The sequence below is a fragment of the Dialister sp. i34-0019-2H8 genome (assembly GCF_042846925.1).
Lineage (GTDB): Bacteria > Bacillota > Negativicutes > Veillonellales > Dialisteraceae > Dialister.
On sequence record NZ_BAABYQ010000001.1, the window covers coordinates 1,916,225 to 1,928,044 of the forward strand.

At 42.1% G+C, this 11,820-nt stretch carries 13 protein-coding genes; 2 read left to right on the forward strand and 11 right to left on the reverse strand.

The genetic code is table 11. The features are described from left to right. Positions 1 to 176: 176 nt before the first annotated feature. The 11 genes from ACGG9R_RS08300 to wbaP form a co-directional block, all read right to left on the reverse strand. The gene (locus tag ACGG9R_RS08300) at positions 177 to 665 is read right to left on the reverse strand and encodes a HEPN domain-containing protein (protein WP_390153826.1); all 489 of its coding nucleotides are present in this window, start codon (positions 663 to 665) and stop codon (positions 177 to 179) included. Next, positions 662 to 1,015 carry a hypothetical protein gene (locus ACGG9R_RS08305; RefSeq protein ID WP_390153829.1) on the reverse strand — a complete coding sequence of 118 codons (354 nt, stop codon included), beginning with the start codon at positions 1,013 to 1,015 and terminating at the stop codon, positions 662 to 664. Before ACGG9R_RS08305 ends, ACGG9R_RS08300 begins: the two co-directional genes overlap by 4 nt. A gap of 65 nt (positions 1,016 to 1,080) precedes the next feature. Continuing rightward, complete coding sequence (locus tag ACGG9R_RS08310) at positions 1,081 to 1,779, reverse strand: DUF262 domain-containing protein (protein WP_390153832.1); 699 nt, start codon at positions 1,777 to 1,779, stop codon at positions 1,081 to 1,083. Positions 1,780 to 1,825: 46 nt separating this feature from the next. Beyond that, complete coding sequence (locus ACGG9R_RS08315; RefSeq protein WP_390153835.1) at positions 1,826 to 2,224, reverse strand: hypothetical protein; 399 nt, start codon at positions 2,222 to 2,224, stop codon at positions 1,826 to 1,828. Further along, positions 2,202 to 3,263 (reverse strand): hypothetical protein, encoded by a 1,062-nt coding sequence (locus ACGG9R_RS08320; RefSeq protein WP_390153838.1) that lies wholly within the window; start codon positions 3,261 to 3,263, stop codon positions 2,202 to 2,204. Before ACGG9R_RS08320 ends, ACGG9R_RS08315 begins: the two co-directional genes overlap by 23 nt. A gap of 146 nt (positions 3,264 to 3,409) precedes the next feature. After that, positions 3,410 to 4,291: a glucose-1-phosphate thymidylyltransferase RfbA gene (gene rfbA / locus ACGG9R_RS08325; RefSeq protein WP_390153841.1), complete on the reverse strand. Its 882-nt coding sequence runs from the start codon at positions 4,289 to 4,291 to the stop codon at positions 3,410 to 3,412. Between the two features lie 124 nt (positions 4,292 to 4,415). Then, entirely contained in the window at positions 4,416 to 5,270 is an 855-nt protein-coding gene (locus tag ACGG9R_RS08330) for a glycosyltransferase family 2 protein (protein WP_390153844.1), read from the reverse strand. Continuing rightward, on the reverse strand, positions 5,239 to 6,627 hold the full coding sequence (locus ACGG9R_RS08335) for a glycoside hydrolase family 99-like domain-containing protein (protein ID WP_390153847.1): 1,389 nt from the start codon (positions 6,625 to 6,627) through the stop codon (positions 5,239 to 5,241). The genes ACGG9R_RS08330 and ACGG9R_RS08335 overlap by 32 nt, the downstream gene beginning before the upstream one ends. A 45-nt stretch (positions 6,628 to 6,672) precedes the next feature. Beyond that, the gene (locus tag ACGG9R_RS08340; protein WP_390153850.1) at positions 6,673 to 7,776 is read right to left on the reverse strand and encodes a glycosyltransferase; all 1,104 of its coding nucleotides are present in this window, start codon (positions 7,774 to 7,776) and stop codon (positions 6,673 to 6,675) included. A 9-nt stretch (positions 7,777 to 7,785) separates the two neighbouring features. Further along, the gene (locus ACGG9R_RS08345) at positions 7,786 to 8,727 is read right to left on the reverse strand and encodes a glycosyltransferase family 2 protein (protein ID WP_390153852.1); all 942 of its coding nucleotides are present in this window, start codon (positions 8,725 to 8,727) and stop codon (positions 7,786 to 7,788) included. A gap of 428 nt (positions 8,728 to 9,155) precedes the next feature. Beyond that, entirely contained in the window at positions 9,156 to 10,577 is a 1,422-nt protein-coding gene (gene wbaP / locus ACGG9R_RS08350) for an undecaprenyl-phosphate galactose phosphotransferase WbaP (protein WP_390153855.1), read from the reverse strand. Between the two features lie 462 nt (positions 10,578 to 11,039). Here wbaP and ACGG9R_RS08355 point away from each other — a divergent pair, with 462 nt between their 5' ends. Both ACGG9R_RS08355 and ACGG9R_RS08360 read left to right on the forward strand, forming a co-directional pair. Further along, complete coding sequence (locus ACGG9R_RS08355; protein ID WP_390153858.1) at positions 11,040 to 11,288, forward strand: type II toxin-antitoxin system Phd/YefM family antitoxin; 249 nt, start codon at positions 11,040 to 11,042, stop codon at positions 11,286 to 11,288. Beyond that, positions 11,281 to 11,544: a Txe/YoeB family addiction module toxin gene (locus ACGG9R_RS08360; RefSeq protein ID WP_390153861.1), complete on the forward strand. Its 264-nt coding sequence runs from the start codon at positions 11,281 to 11,283 to the stop codon at positions 11,542 to 11,544. The genes ACGG9R_RS08355 and ACGG9R_RS08360 overlap by 8 nt, the downstream gene beginning before the upstream one ends. The last annotated feature ends 276 nt before the right edge of the window (positions 11,545 to 11,820 follow it).

Sequence of the window (11,820 nt, forward strand, 5' to 3'; positions counted from 1 at the left end):
TACAGTGATTACTTCTTTAGCCAATTGTCTACCCTCGTATGATATAATGATCCGATCGTCAATATCAACTTTTAGCAACCTGGTCATTATAGAGTGTGCACTAAAAAGCCTCGGGGCTACGCTGAAACTCTGCGATCATTGTTGTATGCCTTACTTTTTTGTTCACATTCAAAAAACTATTTTACAACAGTATTAAAAATTTCTATCAGCAATATCATATCTTGATAATAAGATTTGATATCAGAAAAGCTTGCAGCAATGGGTCTTCCATGTGCAAATGCATGCCTATTCTGAACGAGCGATTTAGCCGAAGCTTTTATTTGTTCTCCATGTTCATTCCGATTAACAGATTGTGAAAACTCAGATTTCCATGTCTCATCAAATTTCCCCAAAAGATGGTTCATATTCTCGTATGTTGCACTCATGGATCCCTGCCTAATTGCCTTGTCTAAGTATTTATCAATTTTAGCATTTCCCAAAGCTGCAAAATAATCTGCTATAATAGCTCTATAGACATATTCAGCTGTTCCTGAGGCTCTAATCAATGCATAATTGGTCAAATACTTTCTACCTCTATCAAAAGGAGATGTTCCCTTAATCCTCATAGCTATATCTTCAAGTTCTTCTTCACACTCAACCAGCATAGCTTGCAATTCAGAATTCATAAGGCATCTTCCTTAAATAAAATTCTACCAACTAGTTGTATCCTTTGCCGTATATTCTTTATATCTGTTGTTCTGCTACTAATCGCGACTTTAAAGTCGTCGTTTTCTAATAAAGCTTGGTGCTGTTCAGAAGTAATCTCTGAAATGAAGCCTTTTCTTTTTTGCCTTAAATAAAACGCAATCATTAACGCATCATAAATTGCAGGATGAAATTTTACGGTAAATTTTCCATTACCGTAATTTCTAAAAGCATTCACTCCTAGTTTTTCATAGATCAAATCAATATTAGATTTGAACTCTTTCCTAAATAAATCAATTTCACCGTTTCCGTCATTTTTGTGTGCCCCCATGAAATAATTCAATGCTTTTTTTAGTGATATCCGATTCACACTACTTTGCAAGACACACTCATCTTTCATCGCAAAAAACGTAATATATATTCCATATCTCGCATACGATTGTCAACATCTATTGTTCCAAACAATTTACGCCAATGTGGATACTCATTTAGTTCAAATAAAAGTTTATTAAAAGAGCCTTGATAAATACAGTTTCGGATTTCTTGCGTGGTAAGCGTTCTACCACTTGTATTGATCCGCTCAAAGATCTGGTACAAACTAGTATCATCATTTTCTGGCTTTTTTTGTTCAAATATAATGGCATGAATCGTGGTACTTTTTATTTTTCGCTTGTCATCTACTGATAACTCATTAAAAGATTTATTTCTCCATCTCTTGTTTATCTTTTCAGAATTTGACAATTTAAAAGCCTTCTTATCAGCAGAAAAAACGCCTTTTTTCATATAATCATATACGGTCATGATTCGCTGATAACCATCTATTATAAGCTTTTGGCTGCCTGCTTGAGCTAAAAAAATGCTAGGTACAGGTAAACCAAGTAAAATAGACTCGACAAAACGACTTGCAGTAACCTTATCCCATACATACTTTCTCTGTAATTCCGGTTTTACCAATTCTTCATCATCGTACATTGCAACAAGTTCGCGAAAAGACAAATCTGCCCCCCAAGATGAAATATTGAATAATGAATCGTCCGAGTAATCATCCTCTACTTCAGAATCAATTCTTTCAACATTGTCCATATCCTCTATCATAAAAAACTCCTTTCAAACAATATTAAGCTCTAGCCTCTATAAATACTCACAAAGAGTTCTCGAAAATGTAAAAAAATGATTGTGGTGCTTTCTTTATCTCCATTCCTACTTTTTCTGCATAGTTCTCAATAGACAATGGTTCCTCAAATTCTCTATAGTCTTCTATCTCTATAGCATAAGCAATTTTTTTTGAGCCAAAGTACTTATGAAAACGCTTTTTGCTAATTCCTGCATATGCTTCCGTCTCTTCCCAAATTTTTTTTGGTGAATCCCTGAGTATTCTATCAAAAAAAATCTCCCCAACAACTTTACCTACAGGCATAGTTTCATAAACAATGATAGAATCAGGCACGTTTTTGAAGATTATTTTCCGAAATTCGAATTTTTTTCTTCCAGTTCTGATTTTATCAACATAGCTTGGCTTAATTGATAATAATACTTTCATTGACTTTACCCAGTTTAATAATTTTAAAAAACTGATCATCGGTTAAGGGTAGGCATCCCCAATAAGCATTTCTACTTAATCCTGCTTGATTGATAAGCTCTTTTCGGATGACACGTTTTTGAAACGGTGCATTATAAAGCATCTTGATGATATAAGGATAGTTTTTTAATCGATAATAGTCGGATAACTCTTCTTGACTAAACACCGACCCTTTTTGACAATACTCAAAATACTCCTCGAAACTGGAAAAATTATCTATATGTCTGATTTCAGCAACTATACAGATAGACGTTGCCACGCTATTGTACTCGGCGCAGCCTGCAGAATTGCTCGTTCTGTATATAATCACTATATCCCCCGCCTGAAGCGATCTCACACCTGCCATCTTGCACATATAAATTTTTTCAATCGTATTTGTTACCGGCAAATCTCTACTCCCTTGATTTCGTTCAGTATATAATTTTGAATCAGGAAACATAGGAAAATGATACGCGGGATATATAGATAATAAGTACTTATGATTTTGACGGCAATGAACTAAGGGAAAATCATGGTAAATATCTCCAATCTCGCTCCAGTCTTTGTAGAGCACCATTTCATTTCGTCTATTGTTTCCCCACTCAACAAAGCCAAATTTCAAGAATAAATCTCTTAATCCACTCTGCTTATCAAACATTGTTGCATAAATATACCGACTTTCAGTAACTAACATTTTCCTAAAAGCCAAACTCAAAAAGCGCTGCCCAAGTACAGTATTATGTGCATTTACCTTAAACGTACCAATTTTAATATGTCTCTCACCAGGTAACAATGGTGTTATATCGGAGTTTACGTCGTATTCTTCTTTAAGATACAAAAAGCCATCGATCTGACCAGATTCTCCAATCAAAACATAAGCATTTTCTCCTTGATCCTTTTTGCGAGCAACCCAATTCATGAATTCAGGATAGTCCCCACGGAGAGAATTAAAAAATGTGTCATCGAAATTAATTTCATTAAATGAGAATAATTGAATGGCATCCTGGCTTTCCTTATTCATAGCTAAAACCTCCAACGCATCACTAAATCAGCATAATGAACTGGTTATCAAGAAAACCTTTTGAAATTATAGGCGCGCTGCATAGCATGCTGATACAATGCGCTTAACGTACCAGAATTTGCAGGAGTTGGAGCTACTTAGCCTCCCTACTCGATCCTTATCTTTCCCTCCACGACTTTCAGGAGATACTGTCCATACGGGCTCTTGCCATACTGCTTTGCGCTCTCTGCCAAAGCTGCCTTATCGATCCAGCCGTTCACGTAGGCGATTTCTTCCGGCATGGAGATGTGGATGCCGGCGCAGGTTTCTACGGAGCGGACAAATTCAGTGGCTTCGTAGAGGGAGTCCATCGTGCCGGTATCGAGCCAGGCGTAGCCGCGACCTAGGGTGACTACATTCAAATTTTCTTTCTCGAGATAGATCTTATTGAGATCTGTGATTTCAAGCTCGCCTCTCGCGGAGGGCTTCACCTGTTTCGCATATTCGCAGACGTTTTGGTCATAGAAATAGAGACCCGTCACAGCGTAGTTCGACTTCGGATGGGCAGGTTTCTCCTCGATGGACTTGGCACGGCCTTCTTCGTCGAAGTTAATGACGCCGAAGCGCTCCGGATCATCGACGTAGTAGCCAAAGACCGTGGCACCTTCCGTGCGGGAGGCCGCTTCTTTCAGGTACTTTGTGAGGCCTGCGCCGTAGAATATGTTATCCCCCAGTATCATGGCACAGGGCTCGCCATCGATGAATTCTTCCCCCAGAATGAAGGCCTGCGCGAGACCGTCTGGAGAGGGCTGGACCTTGTAGGAGAGATGGATGCCATAGCGCGAGCCGTCACCTAAAAGCCGCTCGAAGTTTGGCAGATCCTTCGGGGTAGAGATGATGAGAATATCCTTGATCCCCGCCAGCATGAGGGTAGAGAGGGGATAGAAGATCATCGGTTTGTCATAAATCGGAAGCAGCTGCTTCGATGTGACCATAGTCAGCGGATAGAGACGGGTGCCGCTGCCACCTGCTAAAATAATACCTTTCATCGCTTGAACCTTTCTTTATTGCGTACAACTTAGATTTTTTCATCAGGGAAACGCTGATTCAATAGCAGAATACGTTTTCCCTTATTTTTCATCATTCCAGTGCCTTCCTCTATTTTATACTATTTCATAATAACCGATACAGCCATTTCCTCATAAAAAGGCCATAGGCGATGGCTACGCGGAGAAGGAGCTTCTCAGTCATCGATATCTCTCCATACTCGGTATAGAAGAAATATTTGGAAAGAAAAAGCCGCTTCACCGCTTCATAGCGCTTCATGGACTTTCTGATGGAGACGGAGTGGTTGTGGAAATAGGAGATATCCGTGTCTACGGCCATGCGATAGCCTGCTTTCAGAAATTTTTTCCCAAGGATCTGCTCTTCATAGAAGAGGAATACGCGATCGTCCAGCCCGCCGAGTGAGCGGTAGACGTGGGCATCGATAGCGAAGAGGGATCCGGGAAGCCACTGGACGTATTGGACGCCTGCCCCAAGCCGGACGAACTCACCGCGGAAGGGGAAGAGCTTTTTCAGAAGGAGTGTACATTCGAGCGTCTCGCGGGCGCAGGAATTGATTTTCTTGTTCATGATGGGGTAGATTGCGTGCGGCGGCATCTTCATATAACCAGATGCCGCTTGGACTTGATATTTCTCCATATCTCTTACCACCTGGATCAGAAAGGTTTCGGTAAACTCCACATCTGGATTTGCAATGAGAAGAATGTCCATATGATAGTGATCCATCAGATAAAAAGCACCGAAGTTGTTTCCATAGGAGTAACCCCCATTCTTGTCACTCTGGAGAACATCGACTTTCTCGTCAGATAAGCGCTGCAACGCAGCAAAAGAGCCATCCGGCGACCGGTTATCCACGACCGCGATATGATCTATGCTGTCATAGACCCGAATTGTCTCACACAGCTTTCTCGTCGTCTCGGAATCATTATAGTTAAGTATGATGACTCCAATGTTTTTTTTCATCTATCATTAAAGTATTTCCTCTCACATTCTCGTCATCACGGCTATCCTGCTCTGCACGACAAGCCAGGATGGCGTCTTTCGTGGCTTCCAAGTATGCATATCCATAAAAGCGATCAGGTTCCAGGTAAGCTCCTTCACCCCATTCATTCCAAGCATTGATAAAAATCAAAGGATCTTCGAGCTGACAGTCATTGTGATAGTGACGAATAACATCCATCAACCACTTTTGGTACAACTGTGGAGTTGCACCATCATAGATTACGTTTCCTCTGTCATTCCTACGAGGTGTATTATCCCACATAGGCATGACTGCATTATACATCCCTTTCCCCTTAAAATTCTTAGCATATACCCGATGCTCCACGATATCTTTATAGCTATAGACTTCTCCAATGAATTTTTTATTGATAAACGGCAACTTCTGATTGATCTTCTCGCAATAAGGTAAAATTGACCCCGGCTGAAACTCTCCTGCCGCATCAAATCCTTTTTTAATCAAGTCATTTGGTACATCAGCCGTCCAACATCCTAGAATATAAATATCACCGACTCCATGTTGTAAGCAATACTCTCTCCAATAAGCCAAAGTATTTCGGCAATCAGGTACACTTTGCGGTTTATACACGATCAGAAGCTTTTTCCCTTGCACTGTGATATACCTGTCATCCTGAAGATACTTCACAGCATCCTTGATGAAATTCCTATAGCTTTCAACGGTTTCACTCTGGTTCATGATGACTTCTTTAGAACTCCCGAAAAAGCCCTTCGTCCAGCTTTCATTTGCCCAGCAGATACAAAATGGGAAATCAAGTGTTTTATCATTCACATACATATCAAGCGGTCTATCAAGCAGTCGTTTCCCATCAAACCAATAGTAATACCAGCTGAATCCATACAAACCATACATCTTAGCCAGTTCCATCTGGCGTTTCAGATTTTCTTTAAGCCGCAAATCATAGAATCCCAACTCTCCAGGAAGCCGAGGCTGATAATGCCCCACATACTGTGGAACCGCTCGTGAAACGTTATTCCACTCCGTTACTCCGCGCCCCCACCAAGCATCATTTTCAGGTGTTGGATGCATCTGTGGAAGGTAATATGCAATTAGTTTTGGATCCGTAGACTGTCTTTCAAATCTAATATCAGAAAAATCACAATACTCCTTACTCCTTGCTGACGGAACAGCCAAAATCTGCGCAATATATTTTTCAATGAGAGGTTCTGCTGCTGTTGAATCAACAGTAACCCCTTCATGTCGAATAATTTTTTTCAGTTCATAATACAACCGATCTTTTTGTTCAACCGATAGAAGCGGATTCTTCCAGAAGATATCCTTTATAATTTTCGGAATTCCCATATACGCTCCTCTTAACTACAATCAATCAACATCATAAAAACCGTATTAATCATTGATGGCTTTTATGTATTGAGAAAAACAATTTTGAATCTTTTTCTCCCAATCTTTGGTCTTACCCATATCCTGCTTTTTCATGTATATTGATTGAGGAGTAAGGCTATTTAGAAAATCACTCAACGCCTGTTTACCCTCGGATATCACAAATCCATTTCTATACTGTTTCACCATATTTCCGACCAAAGTTCCTTCTGTAGTAATAACAGGTTTATTTAAATATATGGATTCATAAAACTTATTTGGAGCTGCGTAAATATGATTTGCGTTGTCTTTGTAATACATTGCATATAAAATATCAGATTCCCTCATAATTTCCAATGCCCGGTCATATGATACTTTTCCGTAAAAATTTATATTCATATATTTTTGCGCTGCAGCTTTAATGGTATTTTCAATTATAGAATCCCCAAAACCAGCAATTTTCAAAACAAACCTATCATCGCCAGAAATGCAGTCAACAAGTTCTAATAAACCTCTAGAGTGAACAATTCCCCCTACATATGCAATTACAATAGGCCATGATACATTCTCCTTTACTATTTTAGTCGAATTAATTTGTCCCAATAATTGCGAAGGTACATTGGGTATAACAATGTAATTCTTAGGAGTACATTGTATCTGCCTAAGTCTTCCTTTTTCGCATAAGATAACCAAATTAGAATGTCTAACAGCAAATTTTTCTAATAAATTAATTGGTTTATCGATCCAACTTTTCCCTGTTTTAACTTCATCACTAAACCAATCAAAAATATCAAAAAACACTTTCTTTCCCAAAATTCTCATAACTAAAGATGGTAAAACCGTATCAAAATCACATGCGTGAATAATTTGATATTCTTTTAAATGCATGAAAAGAAATCTAAATAAGAAAAAAGTCCACCAAACACGATTAACAATGGCTTTTTCCCCTTCTTGAAAGCCTGCTCTCCTCTTATAGAAAAAAGTATTTTCTCGCTTTAAATTCAAACCTTTTCGATCCCATCCAACAATAGCATATGGTATGTTTTCCTTTTTCAAAAGACTTTCATATTTTAAAACACGACTGTCAGAAAAAATATCCTGAGACCTCAATAATATAACCTTAGTTCCCATAAATTACCTCTATTTCCAATACCTCTTCGTCATACTACACTTTCTTCTAACCGAAGCAGGAAGCCGTCGATAATTCATCCCCAGCTTATAACCGAGGAACTTACATCCATCACGCAAAAATGTCGATGGCACCAGAAACGGCTTATGCTTCATGAGATAAATCAATTCTGCCAGGACGAAACGAATGCCTTCCCCTTCCGCCTGTCCGAAGGAATCCCGAATCCACGGTTCCATGGCATGGAAAGCTCCGGTATCAAAATACCGTCGGAACTCCTGCAGAATCGTATAATTATGAGAATGATACACCTTCGCTTCCGCACAATACGCATTGTACCAGCCGGCGAGCACCATCTTCGCTGCTACATAGTTGTCTTCACCCAGTATGACGTCCGATGGGAATCCGCCTATCTGGCGCAGCGCTTCCGGGCGATAGGCTGCAAAAGTATCTGAGATAAACGGAACTTTGATCCCGAGCTGCGACACATCCTCAAGTTTCTTTACTCGGCTCTCCGCCGGATAGTTGAAAGCCCTCGCACGAGCCGCCAATACGGTGGCATCTTTGTGTGGTAGCTGCCTGCCGTAAGCACAACCCACCTTGGTGTCATCAAAGGCATCCAATAAGTTCCGGATGGTGTACTCATCAGCTGGGATAGCATCCTGGGTCATGTAAACCAGAAAGGGATAGTCAGCACAGGCTTCTGCCGCTTCTTGCCGTGTACGACCGTGATTGAATTGATCAGGTGTTGTTTTTACCATCTCATAGGACAATCCAGCTAGGTCTTTTTTATAGGTTTTCATATCGGATCCCGAATCGACAATATATACATCAAAATGAACATCTTTCTGCTTCTTGAGCATTCGTAGGCATTCATTCCATTTCCGGTCAGGGTGATAGATAGGAATAATCAAGACACAATCTGATTTTTTTGATTTTTGATAATACTCAGTCATGCACATATCTCCTATTCAGGATACAGAAAAAAGCATCTATGCTAATCCGTTCGAGAAAAAAGCACTGCTTGTGTACCCGCAACTGCCGTATCGTCTTCTGCAAAACATTTGCTCAAACGGGAAACTGGACTTTGCTGCGATCAATGTGCTCGTAGTAGTTCAAAATAACAGCTTCTACCCCGCCGCCGGCGATGACGATGACCTGAAGTATGCGAATGGGTTCTTTCATAGGATTTCTCTACTTTCTGCTTTAGTTTTGGGATTGGGTATCAGAAATGGAGACTTGGAGACTTCAGATATCAGGCTTCAGACTTTGAGACTTTAGACTTCTAACATCCGACGTCTGATTTCAGATTTCTGATATCTGGAATCTAATATCTGCCGTCTAACGTCTTCAAGTCTCAAAGTCTTATATAGTCTCAAAGCCCTCAATACGCCCCTTTATGGCTCAGGACAACCGCAATGGTGCGCCAGAGGAGCACGAGATCCAGCCAGACGCTCCAGTTATGCACGTACCAGCTGTCCATCTGTACGCGCTCGGGGTAGTCGATGTCGCTGCGTCCGCTGGTCTGCCACATACCGGTAATGCCGGGGAGGACGGAGTAGTACTCCTTGATATATTTCCCATACCGCGGGACTTCCTTCTGGATGATGGGACGGGGACCGACGAGGCTCATCTCACCTTTGAGGACATTCAGGAGCTGAGGCAGCTCATCGAGGCTGGTCTTTCTAAGGAAGGCGCCGCTCTTTGTGATGCGGGGATCATTCTTCAGTTTGAATTCTCTATCCCATTCTTCTTTCGCTGCCGGATCGGTCGCGAGGAGATGGTCTAAGACTTCCTGTGAATTCGTACACATGGAGCGGAATTTGTAGCAGTTGAATTCTTTCCCGTCTTTGCCAACACGGCGATGCTTGAAGATGACCGGTCCCGGAGAGTCGTGATAGACCCATGCTGCGATGAGGAGAAGGATTGGCGAGATCAGAAGGCCGCCGCAGATGGTGGCGGCGAGGTCGAAGAGACGCTTGGCGATCTGGTTCGATGTCCGGGCGAGATTATTCCGGATCTGCAGCACCATGATCTTCGCATCGAAGAAGGACTCTACGGTCACATTCGACATGGGGACAGCGACGAGGTTCGGCACGACGCCTACATTCCTCACGAGGGTCTGTGCCTGATAGATGAGGGAAGAGAGCTGTGTCTGCGAGATGCCGGGTGCGGCGATGATGACATGCTGGACACCGGTATCATGGATGACGCGCTCCATGTCACCAAATCCGCCAAGGATGGTGCAGGACTTGTCGTAGGGCTCATGGTCTTCGAGGAAGCCGACGATGCGGTAGCGCATGCCGGTATCATTCTGTATCTGGCGTGCCATGACTTCGCCGGTCTTTCCTGCCCCGACGATGAGGATGGGGATCTGGAAGGCTTTCGATTTCTTCATCCCTTTCGCCAGAATGACACGGAAGAGGCAGAGCAGGGCAAAGGAGATCGCGTTATAAAGGATGACGTAGAAACGGGATACGTCCCCTGCCACCTGCGCAAGGAACATGAGGATGATGGAGAAGACGGTGCCGCCCAGGGAAGCCCGGAACAATTTTTTCATCATCTGGTAGATGAGCATGCGCTTCCCATAGAGTCCCTCATAGAGGATAAAGGCCATGTAGACCAGCGGTACCCAGAAATATTGGTAGATGGGGGCGATGTGATAGGTGGTGTGGGTGATCAGGAGGTTTCGAATGGCAAGGGAAAGTATCCCTGCCAGGACGAGGGCGATGTAGTCGCCGATGAGGTAGAAAAATGCGGCGCCGGATGCGCAGGAAATGGAATGGTGGTGTTTAGGGTTGTTCATGTGGTGGTATTCTTTCTTGTATATGAGACTTGGAGACGTTAGACTTCGAGACTTTAGACCCGAAGACTGCGAGACTGAAAAAATCACCCTGCTATCTGATGTCTTCAAGTCTTTTAGTCTCCTAGCCTAAAAAGGGGGCGAGGCATTGTTACCCCCCCCCGAAATTTTTTCGCTTACGATACTTCCGTAGAAATCACTCGGTTTCTACTTTTTTCTTTGCCATTTTTACGTTCACATTATATCATATTTCGTTATAAAACGCGAAAAAAATCGCCAGTCTGCATATATTTGTCAATGAACGGCGTAGAAAAGTCAGACTGCTGACCTCTGATGTCTGATGTCTAATGTCTAACATCTCTCAGTCTCCTAGTCTCTTAGTCCCTCTGCTTGCTAAAAATCTGATTTCTTTCTATAATAAGTACAGAAAATGGTACAAGAAAGGATGGGATTGACATGATTGCCATGAATTACTCCACGCTCCGCAGCCATATGAAATATGCTTTCGATGCTTGCTGCGATGATATGGAAACGCTTATTGTCACACGCAAGGACAACCGGAATGTGGTCGTACTGTCAGAGGAGTCGTATAACAATCTGATTGAAAACCTGTATGTGCGGGCTTCGAAGAAAAACTACGACAGGCTTCTCACCAGTATCGCACAAGCCAAGGCGGGGCAGTGTAAAAAGAGAGACTTGATCGAAGATGAATAAAGCATTCACGGATATTGGCTGGGAAGACTACCTGTACTGGCAGACGGAGGACCGGAAGACGCTGCGTAAAATCAATACGCTTTTGAAAGATATCGAGAGAAATGGTAATGAGGGCATCGGAAAGCCCGAACCGCTGACAGGGGATTTATCTGGTTTCTGGAGCCGCCGGATCAATCAAAAGGACCGGTTAATCTATGCTTTGGAAATGGATCAGATCATCATCATTGCCTGCCGGTATCATTATGATGATACATAAAAAGAGCATGCTGCATTTAGTCGGCATGCTCTTTTTGTTTATGTGGGACTTAAAGACTTGGAGACATTAGACATCAGACCTTAGACTTCTGACGCCTGATCTCTGATGTCTAACGTCTTTCAGTCTCTTGGTTTCCTAGTATTGCGTATTTCGATCAAGAGGACTTTCAATCGAAATACAAATGTAGTCAGAATTAGCATCGTAGCAACTTGCTTCCCTCTTCGGGGGAAGCGGCTAAAGCAATATGTGCAAGCGAACTGGATTTTTAGGAGCGTA

Coding starts and splice junctions, on each gene's coding strand:
- ACGG9R_RS08300 (WP_390153826.1), bottom strand. CDS start 665: ATGAATTCTGAATTGCAAGCTATGCTGGTTGAGTGTGAAGAAGAACTT.
- ACGG9R_RS08305 (WP_390153829.1), bottom strand. CDS start 1,015: ATGGGGGCACACAAAAATGACGGAAACGGTGAAATTGATTTATTTAGG.
- ACGG9R_RS08310 (WP_390153832.1), bottom strand. CDS start 1,779: ATGATAGAGGATATGGACAATGTTGAAAGAATTGATTCTGAAGTAGAG.
- ACGG9R_RS08315 (WP_390153835.1), bottom strand. CDS start 2,224: ATGAAAGTATTATTATCAATTAAGCCAAGCTATGTTGATAAAATCAGA.
- ACGG9R_RS08320 (WP_390153838.1), bottom strand. CDS start 3,263: ATGAATAAGGAAAGCCAGGATGCCATTCAATTATTCTCATTTAATGAA.
- rfbA (WP_390153841.1), bottom strand. CDS start 4,291: ATGAAAGGTATTATTTTAGCAGGTGGCAGCGGCACCCGTCTCTATCCG.
- ACGG9R_RS08330 (WP_390153844.1), bottom strand. CDS start 5,270: ATGAAAAAAAACATTGGAGTCATCATACTTAACTATAATGATTCCGAG.
- ACGG9R_RS08335 (WP_390153847.1), bottom strand. CDS start 6,627: ATGGGAATTCCGAAAATTATAAAGGATATCTTCTGGAAGAATCCGCTT.
- ACGG9R_RS08340 (WP_390153850.1), bottom strand. CDS start 7,776: ATGGGAACTAAGGTTATATTATTGAGGTCTCAGGATATTTTTTCTGAC.
- ACGG9R_RS08345 (WP_390153852.1), bottom strand. CDS start 8,727: ATGACTGAGTATTATCAAAAATCAAAAAAATCAGATTGTGTCTTGATT.
- wbaP (WP_390153855.1), bottom strand. CDS start 10,577: ATGAACAACCCTAAACACCACCATTCCATTTCCTGCGCATCCGGCGCC.
- ACGG9R_RS08355 (WP_390153858.1), top strand. CDS start 11,040: ATGAATTACTCCACGCTCCGCAGCCATATGAAATATGCTTTCGATGCT.
- ACGG9R_RS08360 (WP_390153861.1), top strand. CDS start 11,281: ATGAATAAAGCATTCACGGATATTGGCTGGGAAGACTACCTGTACTGG.